This window comes from Pedobacter psychrotolerans (assembly GCF_004340665.1).
Classification (GTDB): Bacteria; Bacteroidota; Bacteroidia; order Sphingobacteriales; family Sphingobacteriaceae; genus Pedobacter; species Pedobacter psychrotolerans.
Genome location: NZ_SLWO01000001.1, coordinates 863,303 through 884,521, shown reverse-complemented (window position 1 = coordinate 884,521; position 21,219 = coordinate 863,303). Strand labels below are relative to the sequence as shown.

Below are 21,219 nucleotides of genomic sequence, written 5' to 3'. Positions count from 1 at the left end.
CATCTGATATTTATATTCCTATATTTGCAACCCCAAAGGGAATACAGCGATTGTATTCATTATGCGAAAGTAGCTCAGTTGGTAGAGCACGACCTTGCCAAGGTCGGGGTCGCGAGTTCGAATCTCGTCTTTCGCTCTAAATGCCTTCTTACCAGGAGGCATTTATTTTAAAAGGTTAATCGTCCCGAACTATCGGGATAGACTAATGCTCGGGTGGTGGAACTGGTAGACACGCAGGACTTAAAATCCTGTGCTTTCAAAGGCGTGCGGGTTCGATTCCCGCCCCGAGTACTTCAAAAAAAATCGAAATGAAAGCCTTGATGAAAATCAGGGCTTTTTGTTTTGCAAAGAGTTTTTCCTCAAAATAACTATTTTAAGAATATCGCATATTCAGGTACTCTATAAAATCCTATCTACATACAACAGAATTCCACTACGATTCCAACTTCACATTTTCTTTTAGAAACTCAAAATATTTTCCATCGCTGTCTTCAAAAATCTCATGACCTGCCAACATATAGGCACGTAATAAAAATTCTTTGGCTTCGTCAAATGCTCCCGCTTCAAAATGCAATTGCCCTGTTCTTAATAAAATAAATGGATTTGTTAAGGCGATTTCTTCAATGTTATCCATAGCATTGTTAAAGTGAAATCTGGCTTCATCATATTTTTTCTGCATGAAATAGGCATCGCCGATAGAAGATTCCAGCCACAAACTTTCGGCAAAGGTATGCTGAGGTTTGGGAATCAGGTTCAGCGCCCTTTTCCAAACAAGAATCGCCTTCTCATAAGCCTCATCTTCAAAATAAACATTCCCTTCTTCGCTCAATGATTCGATCTGTCCGGATATTTCTTCTGATAATTCGATTACGTTTTCTTTTGAAGATAATGATAAACGTTGCGATGTTTCCTTATTGAACAATCTTTGGATCTCTTCCAGATCGATTATTTTCGCTTTTGCGATTTCAAAATATAAATCCGGATATTCACTAAAATCCCTCTTACCTGCGCCATAATGTACGGCTTCTTTAAATGCTGCTATAGCCAACTCTGATTCTTTCAAATAAAGAAAAGTTTCACCTAGCAGGATGAAAGGTATGGTTTCGTAAATTTTATAACCACTTGTTTTTAAATCGTGAATCCACGCTTCTAAAATGGCTTTCGCTTCCAGGTGTTTCCCGGCCTGGTTTAGGATCCCAGCCAGATCACATAAAATTAAGTAAGAACAGGAGGTATTAAATTTGGATTCAGGGAGCAATTCCCAAGCCTTGGTTATTTTGACCAATGCCAGATCAATCTGATTTTCATCCAGAAACGCCAGGGCATCATCCCGCAAATCAAATACTTCATTTTCTAAGGCAACGGGCAAGGTCTGTGCCATGCGGATTTCATTATTCATCGACTAATCAGTTTAATAAATTAAAACGAATGATGCATTGATAAATGATATCTTAATTACATCATTAAACAAGGGCGGTTAAAATTCCGGCTTAACCGCTTTATTCCAGATATCTGCATATTCATCAGGATGGCGCTTAAACTGTGCAGCTACATAAGTACATAAGGGAATCACCTTCAGCTGATTGGAACGGGCATAATCACTCATGGCATCTAGCAGCATTTTGCCATAACCTTTCCCCTCCTGATCTTCATCCACTTCGGTATGGTATACTTTAAGATTGCCATCCAGGATCTCCACAATCATTTCACCAATTTTCTCATCCTGATCAAACAGATTGAATGCGGCAGGCGCTGCCCCATCATTTTCAAATTTAACTTCTGCCATAATATACCATGTAAAACAATTTATTTTTCTTCAGTATCTGCACCTGTTGTTCCTTCTTCGTAACGGTCTTCCCCACTTTTATCCTCATGAACAATTAAAGAATTCGGTGTTGCACCTGCAGGATTGCCACCTGTTCCGGTAGTGATTGGCGTGCTAAGCAGATCATGGTTATCAGATACATCTTCTGTTTGGTCAATAGCTGTATTACCCAATGCCTGCTGATTTAACTGCTCCTGATTTTTTCGTTCGTTGATTTCATCCAATGGAGATGAATTTGAATCTTTATTACTCATATGTTTTTCTTTGATTATAGAAATAACAAAGCGCAAATGTGAATGTTTCAACAAATAGCAAACGAAAATAAATTGCTTTAAAGCAAAAAAACAGTATCGAGGTTCGATACTGTTTTTTTTAAATCATTTAGCTGTAAATGATCTGGTAGTTAACATTTACCCGTTTAGGATAATTGCTTTCCTTTTCATTTAAAGATACAAAGGCTGCATTATTGTGAACCTTTGCCTTCAATGCATGTTCGTAATGAAACTGAATTGTTTTTTCGTAATCTTTTTCTGTGTGCATGGTGTTTTCAGCTAACAGATTCCGATCATTCAGATCTTCTGGCAATAAAGTGATGTCGCAATTTCCATCACTTATTTCTTTTACTAGATACTTCATTTTTGTTTAAATGTTGGTTTCCGCGCTCTAAACTATCTTTTGCGAAAGCACCAAAAATATGCTAAGTCTACGTGTTGCATGTAATCTGAAAGTTAATTTTCAATTATTTGTGCTGCAATCATCCTTTCACAATTTACCTGATTATCATTAGCTATTATTTTGGCATCAAATTGCCAAAAGTCAAATATCTTTAATGAACAAATTGGTTTACATCATGGATAATATCCAATCTAAATGCAAAAAGCAGGCAGGCAGTCTATTTTAAACCACTGTAAAAAACATACTGAAGAAAATTAGATCTATTCTGTTTAAACAGATCAGGTGATTAGCCACGTTTATTCATTCTTTTATTTCGCCTTACTGATGTAACATTTCGATTATTATTTGATTCGCATAATTATTGATTTGAACTAAATAATTAGATATTGTATCCATAATTTACATTTGCGGTGTAAATTATACAATATGTTTCGCACACCTTTATCTTATTTTGCCGTTTCATCCCTTATCTTTTTTTCACTAAGTACAAAGGCTCAAACACTAAGCCTGAAAGAAGCCGTAAATACTGCTTTAAATAACTATGGTACAATTAAAGCAAAGGATAATTACGCAAGTGCATCAAAATCTTCTATTCAGCAGGCCAAGCGGGAATACCTTCCTAATTTTAGCTTAAGTGCTCAGCAAGATTACGGAACCATTAACGGTCAAAATGGCCCTCAATATGGTTTTGGTGGCTTAGGAACGGCATCATCTGGCCCTGCGCTTGATCAACAAAACTGGAATGCTGCCTTTGGTGCCCTATATTTAGCCAACATCAACTGGGACTTTTTCACTTTTGGAAGGGTAAGCGCACGGATCAAAATTGCCAATGCAACCTATCAGAGAGATAAAAATGACCTGGAGCAGGAGAAATTTCAGCAGGAAATCCGGGTTTCAGCAGCCTATTTAAATCTACTGGCCGCTAAGCGGTTAACCCGATCACAACAAAAAAATTTAGACCGGGCCGTTATCTTCAAAAACACAGCTGTAATCAGGGCTAAAAATGGTTTAATTGCTGGTGTAGATTCCTCCTTTGCCAATGCAGAGGTATCAAGCGCCAGGATAGCTTTAATAAAAGCCAGAGATTTAGAGCAAGAGCAAGCCAACAAACTCGGAGTGCTCATGGGCTTAAATGCAATATCATATGAAGTAGATACCGCTTCAATCACCCGCATCCCAACCAATTTGATGAGCGATACCACCATCAAAAGTTCACATCCGGTATTAAGATTTTATCAAAACCGGATAGATGTCAGTAATCAGCAGGTAAATTATTATCGAAGATTATATTACCCAACCTTTTCTCTGTTCGGTGTAACCCAAACCAGGGGCTCTGGTTTTAGTTCTGGCTATTTGTTAAACCAGAGTGCTTACACCACCAGCTATATTGATGGCGTTAAACCAACACGAGAAAACTATTTGATTGGAATAGGTGTGACCTGGAACTTAAGTTCTCTGCTCAAAAACCAACCGCAGGTCAGGGCCCAATCCTTCATCAGTCAGGGCTTAAAAGAAGAATATCAAATGGCCGACCAACAATTAAGAGCGCAACTTCTGCTCGCCGAAACAAAACTGAAAAATGCCTTGGAAAATTACAAAGAGGCCCCTATACAAGTTAAGGCTGCATCCGATGCTTATTTACAAAAAAGCACTTTGTACAAGAACGGGCTAACTACTTTGGTTGATTTAACCCAATCATTATTCACCTTAAACAGAGCGGAAACCGATCGAGACATTGCCTATACGAACGTTTGGCAAGCCTTACTGTTGAAATCGGCAGCGCTAGGCAATTACGACATATTTATTAACGAATTTTAATCAACACCATCAATGAATCTTATACGTTTTGCCTTACGTAAACCCATTTCCATATTGGTTTTAGTTGCAGGCCTATTCTTTTTCGGAATCGGGGCCATTACCCAGATTAAGGTTGATATTCTGCCGCAAATGAATTTGCCCGTAATTTATATTGCCCACCCATTTGGCGGTTATACACCCACACAAATGGAATCTTATTTTGGGAAGCAATACATTAACATTTTGCTATTTGCGAATGGCATAAAAAGCATTGAAACCAAAAACACACAAGGTTTGATGCTGATGAAACTAACTTATTACGAAGGCACCAATATGGCTCAGGCCGCCTCCGAGTTAAGTGCATTATCCAATCGTGCGCAAGCAATTTTTCCGCCAGGGTCTCAACCACCCTTTATTATCCGTTTCGATGCCTCGTCACTACCGGTGGGTCAGCTGGTTTTGAGCAGTCCCATCCGCTCCAATAACGAACTGCAGGATTTAGCCAACACTTACGTCCGATCATCCTTCTCAACCATACCCGGGCTCTTATCGCCGGCGCCATTTGGTGGTAGTCCCAGAACCATTGAAATCAATGTCGACCCTACCCTTTTGCGTTCGCACAACTTAACGGTTGATCAGATTGTGGAAGCCATCAGATTAAATAACCAGACGGCACCTTCAGGGAATGTTCGCATTGGTGATAAAAACTACATCACGCCAACCAATTATACCATTAAAAAGATCAAAGATTTTGAGAACATTCCCTTGTTTAAAGGCGGCGTTCAAAATCTTCAGCTTCGCGATGTGGCAACGGTAAAAGATGGTGCCGACTTAACCGCAGGCTATGCGCTCATTAATGGAAAGCGATCAGTGTATTTAAGCATTGCAAAATCCGGCGATGCATCTACCTGGGATGTGGTTAAAAACTTAAAGAAGAACCTTCCTGCGATACAAAATACTTTACCAGAAGACGTAAAATTATCTTATGAATTTGACCAGTCTGTTTATGTAATTAACGCTGTAAAAAGTCTGGTGAGTGAAGGTGCTATTGGTGCCATTTTAACAGGATTAATGGTTCTGCTTTTCCTGGGCGATAAAAGAGCCGCATTAATTGTGATCCTTACCATCCCCACTTCCATTATTGCGGGTGTTTTATTCCTGAAACTTTTTGGACAAACCATCAATATCATGTCGTTGAGCGGTTTGGCTTTGGCTATTGGTATTCTGGTAGATGAATCTACCGTAACCATTGAGAACATCCACCAGCATTTTGACATGGGTAAACCCAAGGCGCTCGCCATTTGGGATGCCTGTAAAGAGATTGCTTTTCCGAAACTATTGATTTTACTGTGTATTCTGGCTGTATTCGCACCAGCCTTCACCATGACCGGAATTCCGGGAGCATTATTCCTACCTCTTGCTCTTGCCATTGGCTTTTCGATGGTGGTTTCATTTTTATTATCTCAAACCTTTGTGCCCATTATGGCCAATTGGCTAATGGTTGCGCATCCTAAAAAAGGAGCGGCACATCATCCTGGCGTAACACAGGATGAGGCAGATTTTGAGGCTACCGGAATTCCAATGAAAAGCGAAGGAGACACTTTGAATCAAAAGAAAATGCTTGCGGATCGTGAAGATTTCAACGCGGATGGAAAAATCAGCTTCTTTGATAAATTCCGGAACCGTTTTATGCGCTTTCTGGATCGGATTCTTCCACACCGAAAAATAGTAGTGATGCTTTATCTGGTGGTAATTATCGGATCTGCGGCATTACTTTTAATGAATATTGGGCGAGATGTATTGCCGAAAGTTAACTCCAGCCAATTTCAATTAAGGTTAAGAGCACCCGATGGAACACGTTTAGAACGGACGGAGGAAAAAGCGAATACGGTATTAGCAGAACTTAAAAAAATGGTTGGAGCAGAGCACCTTTCCATCTCATCTGTATATGTTGGTCAGCACCCTGCACTATTTTCTGTTAATCCCATCTATTTATTTATGGCTGGTCCGCATGAAGCCGTTTTCCAGGTAAGCTTAAAAGATTACGAAGCCGATATGGATGATTTCAAAGATCAGCTAAGGGCAAAAATTAAGGAAAAATTACCAGATGTAAAACTTTCCTTCGAACCGATTGAACTCACCGATAAAGTATTAAGTCAGGGCTCTCCTACTCCTGTTGAAGTGCGTATTTCAGGTAAAAACAAAAAACAGAATGAACTTTACGCAAACAAAATCCTGGCTGAATTAAAAGAAATTCCATACATGCGGGATGTGCAACTGGCGCAGCCGATAAAATATCCTTCGCTAAATATTAATATCGATAGAACCAGGGCAGCACAAGTGGGTGTAGACATGGCTGATATCTCCAGATCATTAATTGCCTCTACATCTTCATCACGTTATACAGATAAAAATGTTTGGCTGGATGAAAAAATCGGATTGCCTTATAACGTACAAGTCCAGGTTCCACTTAACCAAATGAACAGTAAGGATGATATTGGTGAAATTCCGCTCCTGAAAAATACGGCACGACCGGTTTTGAGTGATGTCGCCACGATTACACCAGACACCACTTACGGAGAAAACGACAATATAGGCGCCATGCCTTACTTATCGGTTACCGCTAACCTTTACCATACCGACCTGGGTACAGCCACAAAAGATGTGAATAAAGCAATTGCAGGTATTGGCGAATTGCCAAGAGGTCTAAACATTTCTGCCATTGGTTTAGGAAAAGTATTAACAGAAACATTAGATAGCTTACAATCAGGCTTATTAGTGGCCATAGTGGTTATATTTTTGATGCTGGCTGCAAATTTCCAGTCGTTTAAAGTTCCTTTGGTTATTTTAGCAACCGTTCCGGCAGTAATTTTAGGTGCTTTACTGTTGCTTACCTTAACCGGATCGACGCTTAATTTACAATCATACATGGGGATTATTATGTCGGTTGGAGTATCAATTGCCAATGCTGTTTTGCTCATTACCAATGCAGAGCATTTGCGCAAACACAACGGAAATGCCTTGCAATCGGCCAGAGAAGCCGCATCATTACGCTTACGCCCAATTATTATGACAAGTGTGGCGATGATTGTAGGGATGATGCCTATGGCAATTGGCCATGGCGAAGGTGGCGGACAAGTTTCGCCGTTGGGTAGAGCGGTTATCGGCGGATTATTGGCCTCTACATTCGCCGTTTTGATTATTTTACCGCTGGTATTTGCCTGGGTACAAGGCAAAGAAACTACTGATTCCATGTCATTAGACCCCGAGGATGAAGAAAGCGTTCACTACATTAAAGGTTTAGCAGAAAACGAATAAATTACGACCATCATGAATATAAAAATATTTTACACATTCTTAGGATTAACCTTTATTACCGCTATTTATGGCTGTGGAAATGGAGAAAGTAAGGCTGAAAAGCAAAAAGAAAAGCCTTTAACCATTGCAACCTTCGCATTAAAAAAAGAAAAGCTCTCTACCCAATTGAGTTTACCCGGAGAATTAATTGCCCTGCAACAGGTTGATCTTTACGCAAAAGTAAGCAGCTTTGTTAAATCGTTAAAGGTTGATATCGGATCGGAAGTAAGCAAGGGCCAGTTACTAATGACTTTAGAAGCACCAGAAATGGCTTCTCAACTGGCCGCATCACAATCCAGAATTAAAGCACAAGAGGCCATTTATACCGCCAGCAAGGCAAACTATAATCGTTTATATGAAACCAGCAAAACGCCGGGAACCATTTCAACAAATGACTTAGATCAGGCCTTGGCCAGAAAAAATTCAGATCTGGCACAATTGGAAGCTGCCAAAGCAGCGTATAAAGAAGTGGGTTCGGTACAGGATTATTTAACCATCAGAGCGCCATTTAGTGGTATTATCTCAGCAAGAAATGTAAATTTAGGTGCCTACGTTGGTCCATCTGGTAAAGGCTCAGACCTACCCTTGTTTACCCTTCAGGATCAGAAAAATTTGAGATTAGCGGTTTCGATACCCGAAGTTTACACGGGTTATTTAAAGGCCGGCGATGAGGTAAGCTTTACCGTTAAATCTATACCCAATAAAACTTTTACCGCAAGGGTTAAGCGCCTTTCTGGCGCATTGGATTTACGTTTAAGATCCGAACGCATTGAAATGGATGTTCCAAATGCCAGTAAAACGTTATTACCTGGAATGGTGGCAGAAGTGAATATTCCATTACCCGCCAACGCAGGTACTTTTGTAGTGGCTAAAAAAGCATTGCTTGATACCAGTGAAGGCTTATTTGTACTTAAAGTTGTGGATGGAAAGGCCGTTAAAGTGGCGGTGAAGAAAGGCAGGGAAACCGATAATCAAGTGGAGTTATTCGGAAGCCTGGAAGAAGGCGACAAATTAGTTGCAGAACCAACCGAAGAAATGCATGAAGGAATGCCAATTAAATCTTAAATTTGATTTTATAACTGCTTTAATATGCTGGCCAGAAATCAGGAAATTAATAACATCAATAAGAAGGAAACACTGGAGGATTTTTACAACAAACTAAAAATCACCCGCCCTGAAATTCCTACCCCTAGCCTGAGAATGATTGATGACATTGGCCACTTCAATGTTTTTAATCGCGCTGTGGTTTGTACCAATATGCCATCAGCCTTTAGCAGACGAGATTTTTATAAAATTTCGCTTATTATTGGGAACGGCATATTGCATTATCCTGATGCACAAATAGAGATCAAAGGAAGAGCCTTATTATTTACCAATCCCAATATTCCATACTCTTGGGAAAGCACCTCGCTGAAACCTGCAGGATATTTTTGCCTCTTCACGGAAAATTTTATCCATAGCCGAAATGAAAGCTTACGGGATTCTTTAATGTGGCGGATAAATGATAACCCTGTCATTCATGTTGATGAAGCACAGGAACAAACATTAGTGGGTATTTTCTCTGGCATGATGAAAGAAATGGATGGAGACTATGTACATAAATATGATCTGCTGCGCAATTACGTACATTTACTGGTGCATGAAGCTTTAAAAATAAAGCCACAAGGCAGCATTTTCAAGCAAAATAATGCTTCAGTAAGGTTAACTTCTTTATTCATGGAGTTGCTGGAAAGGCAGTTTCCGATTGGCTCTACCGAACATGTACTGGAATTAAAAACAGCGCACGACTTCTCCCAAAGATTATCAGTTCATGTAAATCACCTGAATCATACTGTGAAAGAAGTAACGGGTAAAACCACCTCAGAACATATTGCGAAAAGAATAACCACCGAAGCAATTGCACTTTTGAGAAATACCGAATGGAATATTTCTGAAATTGCCTATTGCCTTGGCTTCGAGTACCCGGCAAATTTCAATATCTTTTTTAAGCGTCAGCTACAATGTACACCTAAGGCATTCAGAACAAGTTAATCTTCAACCAGCCAGTAATGCCCATCCGCTGTCTATGAATAATATTTAAACCTTAACTTTATCGGAAACTTTCCGATCTCATGAACGCACAGATTTTTCCGGCGCAATATTCCACCCTCTCTTCAGCTGCTTTACAGATACATCTTGTTAATACCTATCAATTACCTGCTGATACCACCTGCAGGCTGCTGATTAGAAATGTAAGCGACACTTATATTTTAGAAAACCTTGAAAGCAAGTATATTTTTAAAATCTATCGCAATGCGCATCGCAAGTTAGATGAAATCAGGGCCGAGGTTTCCCTATTAAATGCATTAAGAGCAGAAGGTCATTCGGTATCTTATCCAATAACAGACAAAGATAATAAGCAGATTCAGCAGTTTAATGCAATAGAAGGCTTCAGAAATGGGGTACTATTTACCTTTGCACCTGGAAAAGTAATTCATGACCTCAATACAATACAACTCCAAACCTTAGGTACTGATGTTGCAAACATGCACATCACCATGTCATCAGTAACACTGAACGATTCAAGACCGGTGTTTAATTTTCAAACGACACTACTAGACCCGTTGGGTACGCTGGAACCTCATTTAAAAGAAATGCCTGAGGAATTTCAATACCTTGAGGAAATCTCCAGCCGTGTGATACAAAAATTTGAGTCGTTTGATACAAAATCCTTCTCAACAGGCTATTGCCACTATGATTTATTACCGAAAAATTTCCATTTTGATGAGGAAGGAAAAATCACTTTCTTTGATTTTGACTTTGCTGGCCATGGTTATCTGATTAATGATTTGATGTCGTTTTTGAATCACTTCTTTTTTCATCAGCTAAACAACGCCATTACCAAAGAACAGGCAACAGCAGACTTCGATATCTTTTTAAAGGCCTACCAAAAAGTTAGAAAACTTACTACAGATGAAATTGAAGCCATCCCCTATCTTGGCATCTGCTTCCATCTATTTTTCCTTAAGTTTTTTTATGATCATTTTGATGACTTTTCAAATCCCTTTCTAACGCCTAAATTTACCAGGCACCGAATTGATTTAATACGCAAATGGGAAACCTTGTATTGTAACTTTTAGCTAACGGAAAGAAAAATTCAGGCAACATGCTTATCTTGTATTAAACCTAAAAATACGTCAGATGGATCAGAAAATAATCACGCTTTACGATGAATACACCCATAGTGGTCTAAGCCGGAAAGATTTTATGAAGAAACTGGCTTTGTTAGCAGGTGGCACAGCCATGGCAATGACTATTTTACCTTTACTGGAGAATAACTATGCAGCAGCAGCGCCCTTTGTTAGTGATGAGATTTTGGTAGAAAATATTACTTATGCCGGGGTAGAAGGAAACATGAATGCGGTTTTGGCAAAACCTAAAACAGATCGAAAAATAGGCTGTGTATTGGTTATTCATGAAAACAGGGGCTTAAATCCACACATTATTGATGTTACAAAAAGAGTTGCAGCTGAAGGCTTTATTGCCCTTGGTGTTGATGCACTTTCGCCTTTAGGCGGCACACCAACTGATGAAGATAAAGGCCGTGAGCTGATCGGAAAACTAGATCCGGAAAAGAATTTGCAAAACTATTTAAGAGGGCTGGAATATCTCCGTAACCGAGAAGATGCCAATGGCAAAGTGGGTTGCGTTGGTTTTTGCTGGGGCGGCGGAATGGCAAATAAACTGGCTGTGAATGATCCAAAATTACAAGCTGCCGTGGCCTATTATGGGGCACAGGCAAATGTGGTGGATGTCCCTAAAATAAAAGCGAGTTTAATGTTGCATTATGGTGGCCTGGATGAACGAATTAATGCAGGTATTCCGGCTTATGAAAAAGCATTAAAAGAAAATAATAAAGATTACAAAATCTATATCTACGATGGCGTAAATCATGCTTTTAATAATAATACCTCACCAACCAGGTATAACGAAGCAGCAGCAAAACTGGCCTGGCAACGAACAATTGATTTGTTTAAGCAGAAGTTGGCAATATTAACGAGATGATAACCCACCCGTCATGCTGAATTTAGTTCAGCAACTATCTTAATAAGATCCTGAAACAAGTTCAGGAAGACAATCCCTTAAGCAGTATCGTCATTGCGAGGAGGAACGACAGCCTGCCCCAACCTTTCGGGGAAGCAATCTATTTTGTGGATTCTTCGATGGAGATTGCTTCAACAAATGAAGAATTTGCTTCGCAATGACGTTCTTTTTGAGTAGAATACTTAACCCAACCGTCATGCTGAATTTAGTTCAGCACCTTTCTAAAAAAGATCCTAAAATAAGTTCAGGAGGACGAATCTTCAAAGGGCATCGTCATTGCGAGGCACGAAGCAATCTATTTTGTATATTCTTCAACGGAGATTGCTTCAGCAAATGAAGAATTTGCTTCGCAATGACGGTCTTTTTGAGTAAAATCCTCAACCCAATCGTCATGCTGAATTTAGTTCAGCAACTATCTTAATAAGATCCTGAAACAAGTTCAGGAGGACGAATCTTCGAATGGATTCTTCAACCCAGCCTAAAACAAATCCGTTTTCAACATGGCCTTTAAGATATTCGATTGCACATCGAAATTGTTGAGGTGATTCAGGAAATTAATATCTGAAATTTTAAGGTAGCTATCTTCGAGCAATGCATTTATCTCTGCCGGGATCGCTACCTTCAATACGGCCGCATTACTTTTAAGCTTATCGTTTTTATATTCCAGCTCTTGAATAATACGCTCTTTCTCTGAAAGGTTATTATCTTTTTCTATCCCATTTAGAAGGCTTAAATCACAAAATAAAAACAGATTTCTGCTGGGAAAAAATAAGAAATACCTGTCGAGATCTAAAAAACGATATACCTCTATTACCAATTCACCAGATTTTAAACCGAATGAAAAAGCCGTACGGAAATCATATTTACACAACAGCCCCATCAATTTCCTTTCAATAATCGCATTGATATTGGTGTACACTCGCTTCGTACTAAAATCAATCAATTGAGAAAGTTGATCTGGAGTTACATCAAAATAAAAATCATTGGCATACTTTGAGCTAAATACATTAATGTTTCTGGAGAAAGGAAAGTCAGTACTGAGATCGGATAACACGGCAAATAGCCGCCTTAAAGATTGATTAACTTTTAAAGACTGCTTTTGTTGGTCAAGACGGTAATTTTGCTGATTAACTACCGAACCAGATATTCTACCAATGAGTTCTTCATTAAGATCAATCTCATCATAAATCAGACTCACATTTTTTTCGTTGCTCTTTTTTATTTTCCGCAGTAGCGCAATTACACTTTCGGTAAACTGAACATGGAAAAGATCAAGCTTATCAATTTCCAGTTCTTCATTATTGGCAAATAACTGGTGAATAACCTGGCTCCGTAAATAAATTTTATAAATAATCTCTTCATCAAAAAACACCGAAAGCAACTGTAAACGGTTGATTTCGGTGCTCGATTTTTTTAAAATATTTAAACGGTAATCATCCATGCTTTAATTTAGCTCACCCTCGTAACGTTCTTTTTCAGCTCTGCTTCTAAAGTTTTCAACTCACCATCAAGCACTCTTCTGCTTTGTGCACCCGCTTCATGAATTTGTTTAACTTCGTTCAGGGTACTGATTAAGGATGCTGTAGTCATTTTTAAGGTTTCCAAAGATACCACAGTTTTTTCATTCTCTTTAGCTACATCGATACTGTTTTGCTTCAACATCTCTGCATTTTTCTGTAGAATGGTATTGGTGGTATCAGAAACTTTCTTCTGCATTTCTACATTCGCCTTTTGCCTTTGTAGCGCCACGGCAAGGGTTAACTGGTTTTTCCAAACCGGAATAGTAGTAGAAACAATTGACTGTGCCTTTTCTGCGATGGAAGTATTGTTGTTCTGCACCACACGAATCTGCGCCAGCGATTGAAGCATAATAAACCGCACGATTTTCATGTCGGCCAGCCTTTTATCTAAACGATTGGTAAAATCTCTTAAATCCGCAATTTCATAATCCTGGTAATCTGCTGGTCTGCCTTCCATTTCCGCCAGTTTTAAAGACAATTCATTGTACTTTAACTGTCCGGCAATAATCAGCTCTTCCATTTGATGGATATAACTCACATTGCTATCAAACATGGTTTGAAGCGAACTGTTATCCTTGATTGAATTGAGGCGGCCCGCCTTGATTTTGTTGGTGATCTTATCGATGTTATTCACCACCACATCATACTTCTGGAAGAGTTTTTTAACATCTACCACCAATGATTTTAAGAAAGGAATCTTCGAAATAAAACTTTTAAAGCCACTTTGCTCCAGTTCAGAAACATCGATATAATTCAGTTCGGTAAGCAGTTCGTTAATTAAGCCGCCAACTTCGCCACTGTTATAGGTTCTTACAGATGATAAAAAATCATTACTGTATTTCTCCATAGAGTTTTGGGCATCACTTCCATAATTTAAAATAGAATTGACATCAGATGGCTCCAGAGACTTACCAAGTGCTGCATATTTTTCTGTTTCCTGAGGTGTTATTTTCTCCAGATCTACATTTCCATCTTTATCCAGTTTTACTGGTGTTAAATCCTGAGTAACGTTAGGGTTGGTTTCCATAGTTTTATATTTGTTAAGCCACGCTTATAAATAATTTTGAGTAACCGTCTTCACCGTATCTTCCAGTTTTTTATCTTTTGTTGGTTCACCTATGGCATTGAATTTCCATTCGTTGTTTTTCTTATAGAAAACACCCATCACCATAGATACATGGCCAGCAAAGTTTGAACCGTTGGCGATATCATATTTTGCAAAAACTTCCGTTACCTGTTTGGTCGTTCCTTCGTAAATCCGGATGGAGGCAAAAGGAATGGTTCCGAAATCATGCCCTCTAAAACTATTTAATACAAATGCCACATATGCAACACTCGCATCTAACTGAGAAAAATCTAGTGTGATAATTTCATTATCCAGTCCATCATCTCCCCCCATATCACCTGTCAAATCATCACCGCTGTGTTTTACAGATCCGTTTTTTGATTTGAGGTTACCAAAATAAACCACTTCTAAAAGTTGCTTATTTTCATTGTATAAAGCACAACTGGCATCTAAATCCACAGCCTCCTTTGATGCTCCAAAACCAAATAATCCTTTTTTCTCTATTGCGCCCCAGTTGATGCCTACACAAACATTTTGCAATTTGCTTCCATTACTTTTTTCAAGGCTAATGCGTTGTCCTTTTTGAAGATTGATTGCCATAATTTTATTGATATTTATTTAAATAATCCTGTAAACCACCTTTCATGCCCATTCCAACGGCTTCAAATTTCCACTTGCCTTCACGTTTATAAATTCTTCCGAATTCTACAGCCGTTTCAATAGAGAAATCTTCTTCCAGTTCATATTTCAAAATGACTTCATTGGTAACGGCATCAAAAATGCGTACAAATGAATTTCTCACCTGACCAAAGTTCTGTCTTCTGTTTTCAGCATCATGGATGGTTACCACCACGCAAATTTCACTAACCCTTGGATCTATTTTGGTTAAGTCAACTTTAATTTGCTCATCATCACCATCGCCATCTCCGGTTAAATTATCGCCAGTATGTTCTACTGCGCCATCCGGTGAAACCAGGTTATTGTAAAAAACGAAATTCTCATCAGAGACTAATTTCTTCTGATCGTTTAAAATAAAAATTGAAGCATCTAAATCGAAGGCAGAGCCTGTAGATGAATTGTTGGTATCCCAACCTAAACCTATTGTAAATTTTGGTGCATCGATATTTTCTCTTTGCCCCTTTTGCAAGTTGATAGCCATGTTATATTAATTTATAAGTATTGTCTTTGATGTAACTTTTAATGAGCTGTAAATTATCTGTGTAAGCCTCCATTAAATGGTAGCTGTTGCCTAACGCTAAATCATAAAGCTGATGGATAAAATCGTGGTCCATCCGCTCTAAAAATATCGAAAAGCTATTGTGTTCTGTATTCAAAATATATTTAACAATTCTGGTATTGAAACAAAAATAACCGCTCTTGATAATTTTTTCCAGATCGAAGATGGATTTAACCTGATGGTAATTTAGAACATTTTCGATATTCGGGTGGATCTGATGATTGACCAGTTCGGCAAAATAAAGCATATGAATCTCATTGTTTAAGCCATATGCTTTCGCCATTTTGATAATCATACGTTCATGACTTCCGGTGATTTTAATATCATCTAAAAACAATAAGGTTTTTCCTTCTAAAAAGTCCTTATCGATATGGAAGGAATCATTTCCGATCAAATTCATGCGTTCTTCAGCACTTAATTCACCATAATCTTCTTTGTAAGTAATGGTACGGTGTACTTTAGCCTCCTGCGCAGTAAGCCCTCCGTTTTCAACCAGCCAGCGGTTCAGTTGCGAAACAAAATAATTTTTCATGGCAAAAGTTGCTGTCGGAATAAAACTGTAAGGACTTGAAATCACTACTATCTGATCGGCAATCCGGTTTTCTGCCAAGTAGTACTTAATAAAGCCATCAGCCAGTGCTTTACCAAAAGAACGGGCAACTAAATCATCGCCGAATTTAAAACGACTGTAATCATTCGGATCAAAGCCAAAATCGGCCGTATTATCAATTTTATGGAGTGAATAGGTATATGGAATCATGAGAGTAGATTTGAGATAGATAAATTATTGGAGTGGATCAGCATACTGCTAATGCCCATCATTTGTGCTCCACGGATATCCGCAAATGGGTTATCACCTACATGGATAATTTCGTTTAAAGATAATTGCTGATGCTTTTGCCGATCAATGGTGTTGATCATCAATTGAAAAAAGCCACTGTTGGGTTTTGACATTCTTACTTCATCAGAATACAATTGAAAGTCTATAAATTCATCAATTCCCAAATGGCTAATTACTTTTCTGAGGGTATGTCCTTTTATAAAACCAGTGTTGCTCAAAATATTGGTGGAAGTTTCACCACTACTTTTTATCGCAGATAGCACATTCAGGCAATTATCGCAATAAATTAATGGCATATGGTTAAGCAGCAACACTTCCATTTTCTGGTATAAATCGTCTAGGTCGAGATCATGAAAGTTAAAGTCATAATCATTGATCAGGCTGATGACCATCAGGTACATTTCATCCGCATCAACATTTTTACCTGTTTTTTCATTCATGGCATTAACCATTAAATCTACCTGCCTGAAAATGACACCAACTTCCTGAACACTTTTATTTTTACCATTAAAATGTTGATGAAAATAGCGTGTTCGTTCTACCTTAAAGGCAGGGTTTGATTTAATTAAGGTTAACCAGAGATCAAAAGAGTAATGTTTATAAGAGTTCATTCCCTATGTATTTTCTTTAGCTATAAATTATAAACCTTAATATTACTTATTTAACTCAGCTTTTAGAATTATCATATGTAAGAATTTAATAGACATTTCATTGAAAATATGCTAAGACTTCTTTAAAACATCTTCGGCTTTGGCTGCCACTTCAAGCTCAGTTTTTGTTTTCTTAGGAAAGTTAAACAAGAGTGACGTTATTACCGGCAAAATAAAGATCGCTACGGTAAATATGGAAACAAATAAATCTGTTTTCTCACCTTCTATGGCATGAGAAATGGGTGATTGAGGATTAAAATGTGTAAATAATGATGAGGTTAACTTGATACCCAAAACGCCGATCACAATAAAAGCTACGGTTTCTAGAAAGGTAAATTTCTCCATTAGTTTCACAAAAGCCTGTGCAACGAAACGCATGGCTAAAATCCCTACGAATACACCAATATAAATCAGGTAAATATTATCAGTGAAGGCCACTGCGGCAAAAACGTTATCAATAGAGAAAGCCAGATCCATTACCTCTACCAGAGCCACTGTAGCCCAAAAAGTACCAATCAAACCCACCGTTGATTTATAAATCCAGCTTTTGCTTTTATCAACTTCTTCCTCTTCTTCATTCTTTTTGGCATTCTTTTTCCAGAAATAATCAAAGGCAAGGTAAATTAGATAGAGTCCGCCGAGTGGTTTTAGCCACCATATTTTCACTAACCAGGCGGCCAGAAATAAACAGATACCACGGAAAACATAAGCGCCAATGATACCGTATTTTAAAGCTTTATCACGTTGGTCTTTTGGAAGATCCATCACCATTGTAGCTAAAACGGCGGCATTATCAACAGATAGAAGGCTTTCGATTACAATTAAGTTTAAAATAATAAGCAAAGAAGCCTGAATGTCATCACCTAAAACAGTGTGCAAAAAATCCATAGAACGTTTAGTATATAATTAAGTATTAGTTAACAAAGAAAACAAAATATTCCCATTCCAGTATATTTCATCAATTAAATTCATTACCGTTTAGATAGGGTTTACAAAAAACTGTTACGTTTTTAGAGGAATTTATTTCTTGATGATCAATTCGAAAATGCTTCCTTTTTCTCCAGCCATGATAATACGGTTTCCTTTCCCTGCTTTTTGTACCGCATTAAAGCTTTGATCTGAAATATGTTTCCAGTTTTGCCCACTATCAGTAGAGATATCTGTGCCTGAAGTTCCTGTAGCCACTAATATCTGCTTAGTCAGGTAGGTTACAGCTGATCGGAAACCTGCAACTGGTGTTAGGGGCTTTTTCCAGGTTTTGCCACCATCATTGGTAAGTAATACATTGTTATCATTGGCTTTATTCTTCACATAATTTCCGCCGACTACAATTCCATTTTTAGCATCGTAAAAATCGATTGAAAAAGGTCCGGTAGTGCTTTCACCTTGCAAAATCGGACATTTAAAAACGCTCCAGTTTTCCCCGTAGTTATTAGAAAAATAAATATTGGATACTGTTCCACCGCTAGCAATCCAGACTTTACCATTTGATAAAGTTTTAATGGTGGTTCCACTTGCCGCAAATCCAGCCTCACCCTCGGCTAGCGGAAGTTTAAGATTAGAGGATATATCTTTCCAGGTTTTACCAGCATCTGTCGTTTTTAATAACTGCATTTTACCCCGAATCGGATCTCCAAAAATGATTCCGTTATTTTTATTCCAGAAACCTAACCCATCTAAAAAGATGGCAGAATCAATATTTTTATAATGCTCAGTCCAGGTAGCACCACCATCATCCGTTTTAAGCACGTAAGCGGGCGATCCGGCATTTACTATAATAGCATGCAGCTGGTCAAAAGCTTCTATATCTCTGAAATCCAGCTTTTCATACCCTTTTGGTTTGACCCATTGCCAGGTTAAGCCACCATCTTCAGTTTTCCCTACAGAACCATTGCTCCCACTGGCCCATATCACCTGATCAGACACCACATTCAAGCCACGTAAACTGGTTTTGGTATTTTCATTTAAAGGCTTCAAACTGAACGACTGCGCAGTGCAAAAAAAAGGTGCCATTAAAAGGCACCATATTAATCTTTTCATTTTATTTATTTAACTCGCTTAAAAGTCTCAGATCTACCCAATAATGATATTCCGACATAGCCCCTTACATTTAATACATCATTACCTTTCATGGTCATGTTACAGCTATAGGTTTTGCCACTTTTAGGATCATAAATAGTTCCATCTGTCCATTTACCATCATCATAAACAAAATCTTTTAACAATTCGAGATTTAATAAAGGTCTTTTCTTCATGGTGACACTTGGATTGTTAACATCCAGTTTAGGTTTTCCATTAATATTAGGTTCTTTAATCCAGGCTAATTTACCGAAGTATTTATCGCCCTTTTTATAGATTTCGATTTGTCCTTCTCCGGATGGATTTAGCCATTTACCAACGATTGCATCTTTATTCTGTGCAAACACTGAAAATGACATGGCTACAAACAGCAGCATTAGTAAGGGAAACTTTCTCATATTTTTTATTTATAGTTAGTTTTTAAAGATAGTGAATTGACTTTTGTATCCAAATAATAAATTAAAAAGAAAATAGTGTGTGCCTTAATTTATTTAGATATAATAGGCAGATATTTTTGCTTGTAGGCAAAGAAAAGAAACACATTAAAAATAAGCATAACCGCTACCATCGGCAATTCTTTAGGGCCTAAGAAAGCATGATAGAGAAAAATGTTTAAGGTAACCGGAAAGATGAGCAAAGCGCCTAATGGTGCAGTCCGCCCGATGAGCAGCAAAATTCCGGAGATAAGCTCCGTTCCTTTAATTAATGGCATGAGGTAAACCGATGCTGTAATTCCGGTCATAAAGGTAGTCTGATCGGCAGTCATGGCTGGCATTTCTCCAGGAATAATTTTTAAGAAATAAGGAATAGAGGCGAAAAGGTACATTCCTGCTAAGAGCACACGAATAACAATGGTTGCAATTTTCATAATACACTGATTTTTATTGGTTTATAAAACTTTAAATTATAAAAATTCAAGGATAATTTTATCATCTGCTTCTTATTTTTTCTGCCCATCATAATTAACCATCCATTGAATACCATATTGATCGGTTAACATACCAAAAAGTGCACCCCAGAACATTTTTTCTAAGGGCATGGCAATCTCTCCGCCAGCAGATAGGTTTTCAAAAACCTGACTGGCTTCCGCTTCACTCTCCGCATCTATAGAAATCGAAATCCCGGTGCCATGGGTGGCCGGAGACATGGGTGGCATCACATCTGTTCCCATTAAGATATTGCCACCAATGGATAGGGCAATGTGCATGATTTTTTCCTGATCAGCTGGTTTCATTTCTTCAGAGCCGGGCGCATCTTTAAATCGATGAACAGCTAAAAACTCACCTCCGAAAACGGATTTATAAAAATTAAACGCTTCTTCGGTATTGCCATTAAAGTTTAAATACGGATTAATTTTAACCATTTTCGCTGGATTTAGCCTTTCGGTATTTAATAAAGATTTGTTTTTATTATTTGGTTAAATGAAACTAAAAAAAAATTAAATAAATATTTTTCAACACTATTGACTTATTTCATTTTTATTTATATGTTTAATAAACAATTCACGAAAACTTAATGTTAAAATAACCTAACCAAAAAAACCTTAGATCATGAGCACATTCCTATTAATCACAGCAGCTTTCTACATCGGATCATTCGCCATCATGTTATATTGCTATTTTTCTGCAGAACAGATTCCAAGCGATGATGAAAAATTCTAAGTTAATTTATTGAACCACTTAAATTAGCGCTCTCGCAATCATTTCAATTTCAGCCTGCAACCTTCATTTACCATCTTTTGAAAGGATAGGCACTAAATCATTTTACTTTTTCTCTATCCACTCTATAATCATAGATGCTGATCCAGTGTACCAAACGATTAGCAAAATAATAGAAAGAATTAATAAAATCCACAAGATTGGCCATCCTTCAAATTTTCGCTTTGAAGTCTGCGCATAGGATTCGTTAAAGGTCTTATGATTGGATTCTACCCTATCGGATTTTTTTACTGGTTCCGGATGAGATAAATTGCTCATAAAATTATATTTGGTTAGCGCCACAAAATTATACTATTTACATTATAATTAAAAGAATTTACTTAAAAAAGTTTCGATTTTTTTCGAATTACCTAAACACCAATCAAAACGAA

22 protein-coding genes and 2 tRNA genes are annotated in these 21,219 nt (G+C 37.9%); 8 read left to right on the top strand and 16 right to left on the bottom strand.

Going from position 1 to position 21,219, the window contains the following annotated elements; all coding sequences use genetic code 11:
* Positions 1–63: 63 nt before the first annotated feature.
* Together EV200_RS03850 and EV200_RS03845 are read left to right on the top strand one after the other, a co-directional pair.
* Positions 64–136: transfer RNA gene (locus tag EV200_RS03850), tRNA-Gly, on the top strand.
* Between the two features lie 71 nt (positions 137–207).
* Positions 208–291: transfer RNA gene (locus EV200_RS03845), tRNA-Leu, on the top strand.
* A 142-nt stretch (positions 292–433) separates the two neighbouring features.
* On the opposite strand, the gene EV200_RS03840 is transcribed toward EV200_RS03845, so the two are convergent.
* The 4 genes from EV200_RS03840 to EV200_RS03825 form a co-directional block, all read right to left on the bottom strand.
* The gene (locus EV200_RS03840) at positions 434–1,399 is read right to left on the bottom strand and encodes a tetratricopeptide repeat protein (protein WP_132529475.1); all 966 of its coding nucleotides are present in this window, start codon (positions 1,397–1,399) and stop codon (positions 434–436) included.
* Between the two features lie 78 nt (positions 1,400–1,477).
* Positions 1,478–1,786, bottom strand: coding sequence for a GNAT family N-acetyltransferase (locus tag EV200_RS03835; protein WP_132529474.1), 309 nt, complete (start codon positions 1,784–1,786; stop codon positions 1,478–1,480).
* 20 nt (positions 1,787–1,806) lie between these two features.
* Complete coding sequence (locus tag EV200_RS03830; protein WP_132529473.1) at positions 1,807–2,079, bottom strand: hypothetical protein; 273 nt, start codon at positions 2,077–2,079, stop codon at positions 1,807–1,809.
* A 127-nt stretch (positions 2,080–2,206) separates the two neighbouring features.
* The gene (locus tag EV200_RS03825; protein ID WP_132529472.1) at positions 2,207–2,461 is read right to left on the bottom strand and encodes a hypothetical protein; all 255 of its coding nucleotides are present in this window, start codon (positions 2,459–2,461) and stop codon (positions 2,207–2,209) included.
* A 465-nt stretch (positions 2,462–2,926) separates the two neighbouring features.
* Here EV200_RS03825 and EV200_RS03820 point away from each other — a divergent pair, with 465 nt between their 5' ends.
* From EV200_RS03820 to EV200_RS03795, 6 genes are all read left to right on the top strand, one after another.
* Positions 2,927–4,318 carry a TolC family protein gene (locus EV200_RS03820; RefSeq protein ID WP_132529471.1) on the top strand — a complete coding sequence of 464 codons (1,392 nt, stop codon included), beginning with the start codon at positions 2,927–2,929 and terminating at the stop codon, positions 4,316–4,318.
* 12 nt (positions 4,319–4,330) lie between these two features.
* Complete coding sequence (locus EV200_RS03815) at positions 4,331–7,615, top strand: efflux RND transporter permease subunit (RefSeq protein ID WP_132529470.1); 3,285 nt, start codon at positions 4,331–4,333, stop codon at positions 7,613–7,615.
* 12 nt (positions 7,616–7,627) lie between these two features.
* On the top strand, positions 7,628–8,719 hold the full coding sequence (locus EV200_RS03810; RefSeq protein WP_132529469.1) for an efflux RND transporter periplasmic adaptor subunit: 1,092 nt from the start codon (positions 7,628–7,630) through the stop codon (positions 8,717–8,719).
* Positions 8,720–8,743: 24 nt separating this feature from the next.
* Entirely contained in the window at positions 8,744–9,685 is a 942-nt protein-coding gene (locus EV200_RS03805; RefSeq protein WP_132529468.1) for a helix-turn-helix domain-containing protein, read from the top strand.
* Between the two features lie 80 nt (positions 9,686–9,765).
* Entirely contained in the window at positions 9,766–10,773 is a 1,008-nt protein-coding gene (locus EV200_RS03800) for a phosphotransferase enzyme family protein (RefSeq protein ID WP_132529467.1), read from the top strand.
* Between the two features lie 61 nt (positions 10,774–10,834).
* On the top strand, positions 10,835–11,698 hold the full coding sequence (locus tag EV200_RS03795) for a dienelactone hydrolase family protein (RefSeq protein ID WP_132529466.1): 864 nt from the start codon (positions 10,835–10,837) through the stop codon (positions 11,696–11,698).
* A gap of 517 nt (positions 11,699–12,215) precedes the next feature.
* On the opposite strand, the gene EV200_RS03790 is transcribed toward EV200_RS03795, so the two are convergent.
* From EV200_RS03790 to EV200_RS03735, 12 genes are all read right to left on the bottom strand, one after another.
* Positions 12,216–13,178 (bottom strand): hypothetical protein, encoded by a 963-nt coding sequence (locus EV200_RS03790; protein WP_132529465.1) that lies wholly within the window; start codon positions 13,176–13,178, stop codon positions 12,216–12,218.
* An 8-nt stretch (positions 13,179–13,186) separates the two neighbouring features.
* The gene (locus EV200_RS03785; protein WP_132529464.1) at positions 13,187–14,284 is read right to left on the bottom strand and encodes a toxic anion resistance protein; all 1,098 of its coding nucleotides are present in this window, start codon (positions 14,282–14,284) and stop codon (positions 13,187–13,189) included.
* Positions 14,285–14,308: 24 nt separating this feature from the next.
* Positions 14,309–14,923: a TerD family protein gene (locus tag EV200_RS03780; RefSeq protein ID WP_132529463.1), complete on the bottom strand. Its 615-nt coding sequence runs from the start codon at positions 14,921–14,923 to the stop codon at positions 14,309–14,311.
* A 4-nt stretch (positions 14,924–14,927) separates the two neighbouring features.
* A complete protein-coding gene (locus tag EV200_RS03775; protein ID WP_132529462.1) occupies positions 14,928–15,482 on the bottom strand; it encodes a TerD family protein in 555 nt (184 codons plus the stop codon).
* A 1-nt stretch (position 15,483) separates the two neighbouring features.
* Positions 15,484–16,320 (bottom strand): phosphoribosyltransferase family protein, encoded by an 837-nt coding sequence (locus EV200_RS03770; RefSeq protein WP_132529461.1) that lies wholly within the window; start codon positions 16,318–16,320, stop codon positions 15,484–15,486.
* A complete protein-coding gene (locus EV200_RS03765) occupies positions 16,317–17,012 on the bottom strand; it encodes an HAD family hydrolase (RefSeq protein WP_132529460.1) in 696 nt (231 codons plus the stop codon). The genes EV200_RS03770 and EV200_RS03765 overlap by 4 nt, the downstream gene beginning before the upstream one ends.
* A gap of 111 nt (positions 17,013–17,123) precedes the next feature.
* Positions 17,124–17,939: a TerC family protein gene (locus EV200_RS03760; protein ID WP_132529459.1), complete on the bottom strand. Its 816-nt coding sequence runs from the start codon at positions 17,937–17,939 to the stop codon at positions 17,124–17,126.
* Positions 17,940–18,071: 132 nt separating this feature from the next.
* Positions 18,072–19,091, bottom strand: coding sequence for a WD40/YVTN/BNR-like repeat-containing protein (locus EV200_RS03755; RefSeq protein WP_132529458.1), 1,020 nt, complete (start codon positions 19,089–19,091; stop codon positions 18,072–18,074).
* A 5-nt stretch (positions 19,092–19,096) separates the two neighbouring features.
* Positions 19,097–19,528: a DUF2147 domain-containing protein gene (locus EV200_RS03750; protein WP_132529457.1), complete on the bottom strand. Its 432-nt coding sequence runs from the start codon at positions 19,526–19,528 to the stop codon at positions 19,097–19,099.
* An 89-nt stretch (positions 19,529–19,617) separates the two neighbouring features.
* Positions 19,618–19,998: a DoxX family membrane protein gene (locus EV200_RS03745; RefSeq protein ID WP_132529456.1), complete on the bottom strand. Its 381-nt coding sequence runs from the start codon at positions 19,996–19,998 to the stop codon at positions 19,618–19,620.
* 72 nt (positions 19,999–20,070) lie between these two features.
* Positions 20,071–20,493 carry a VOC family protein gene (locus EV200_RS03740; RefSeq protein WP_132529455.1) on the bottom strand — a complete coding sequence of 141 codons (423 nt, stop codon included), beginning with the start codon at positions 20,491–20,493 and terminating at the stop codon, positions 20,071–20,073.
* A 400-nt stretch (positions 20,494–20,893) separates the two neighbouring features.
* On the bottom strand, positions 20,894–21,106 hold the full coding sequence (locus EV200_RS03735) for a hypothetical protein (RefSeq protein WP_132529454.1): 213 nt from the start codon (positions 21,104–21,106) through the stop codon (positions 20,894–20,896).
* Positions 21,107–21,219 lie beyond the last annotated feature (113 nt).

Excerpts from the sequence above, each read along its gene's own strand:
- EV200_RS03765 (WP_132529460.1), bottom strand. The coding sequence starts at position 17,012 with ATGAACTCTTATAAACATTACTCTTTTGATCTCTGGTTAACCTTAATT.
- EV200_RS03770 (WP_132529461.1), bottom strand. The coding sequence starts at position 16,320 with ATGATTCCATATACCTATTCACTCCATAAAATTGATAATACGGCCGAT.
- EV200_RS03775 (WP_132529462.1), bottom strand. The coding sequence starts at position 15,482 with ATGGCTATCAACTTGCAAAAGGGGCAAAGAGAAAATATCGATGCACCA.
- EV200_RS03755 (WP_132529458.1), bottom strand. The coding sequence starts at position 19,091 with ATGAAAAGATTAATATGGTGCCTTTTAATGGCACCTTTTTTTTGCACT.
- EV200_RS03800 (WP_132529467.1), top strand. The coding sequence starts at position 9,766 with ATGAACGCACAGATTTTTCCGGCGCAATATTCCACCCTCTCTTCAGCT.
- EV200_RS03750 (WP_132529457.1), bottom strand. The coding sequence starts at position 19,528 with ATGAGAAAGTTTCCCTTACTAATGCTGCTGTTTGTAGCCATGTCATTT.
- EV200_RS03830 (WP_132529473.1), bottom strand. The coding sequence starts at position 2,079 with ATGAGTAATAAAGATTCAAATTCATCTCCATTGGATGAAATCAACGAA.
- EV200_RS03760 (WP_132529459.1), bottom strand. The coding sequence starts at position 17,939 with ATGGATTTTTTGCACACTGTTTTAGGTGATGACATTCAGGCTTCTTTG.
- EV200_RS03815 (WP_132529470.1), top strand. The coding sequence starts at position 4,331 with ATGAATCTTATACGTTTTGCCTTACGTAAACCCATTTCCATATTGGTT.
- EV200_RS03835 (WP_132529474.1), bottom strand. The coding sequence starts at position 1,786 with ATGGCAGAAGTTAAATTTGAAAATGATGGGGCAGCGCCTGCCGCATTC.
- EV200_RS03740 (WP_132529455.1), bottom strand. The coding sequence starts at position 20,493 with ATGGTTAAAATTAATCCGTATTTAAACTTTAATGGCAATACCGAAGAA.
- EV200_RS03780 (WP_132529463.1), bottom strand. The coding sequence starts at position 14,923 with ATGGCAATCAATCTTCAAAAAGGACAACGCATTAGCCTTGAAAAAAGT.
- EV200_RS03735 (WP_132529454.1), bottom strand. The coding sequence starts at position 21,106 with ATGAGCAATTTATCTCATCCGGAACCAGTAAAAAAATCCGATAGGGTA.
- EV200_RS03805 (WP_132529468.1), top strand. The coding sequence starts at position 8,744 with ATGCTGGCCAGAAATCAGGAAATTAATAACATCAATAAGAAGGAAACA.
- EV200_RS03785 (WP_132529464.1), bottom strand. The coding sequence starts at position 14,284 with ATGGAAACCAACCCTAACGTTACTCAGGATTTAACACCAGTAAAACTG.
- EV200_RS03820 (WP_132529471.1), top strand. The coding sequence starts at position 2,927 with ATGTTTCGCACACCTTTATCTTATTTTGCCGTTTCATCCCTTATCTTT.
- EV200_RS03825 (WP_132529472.1), bottom strand. The coding sequence starts at position 2,461 with ATGAAGTATCTAGTAAAAGAAATAAGTGATGGAAATTGCGACATCACT.
- EV200_RS03745 (WP_132529456.1), bottom strand. The coding sequence starts at position 19,998 with ATGAAAATTGCAACCATTGTTATTCGTGTGCTCTTAGCAGGAATGTAC.
- EV200_RS03795 (WP_132529466.1), top strand. The coding sequence starts at position 10,835 with ATGGATCAGAAAATAATCACGCTTTACGATGAATACACCCATAGTGGT.
- EV200_RS03810 (WP_132529469.1), top strand. The coding sequence starts at position 7,628 with ATGAATATAAAAATATTTTACACATTCTTAGGATTAACCTTTATTACC.
- EV200_RS03790 (WP_132529465.1), bottom strand. The coding sequence starts at position 13,178 with ATGGATGATTACCGTTTAAATATTTTAAAAAAATCGAGCACCGAAATC.
- EV200_RS03840 (WP_132529475.1), bottom strand. The coding sequence starts at position 1,399 with ATGAATAATGAAATCCGCATGGCACAGACCTTGCCCGTTGCCTTAGAA.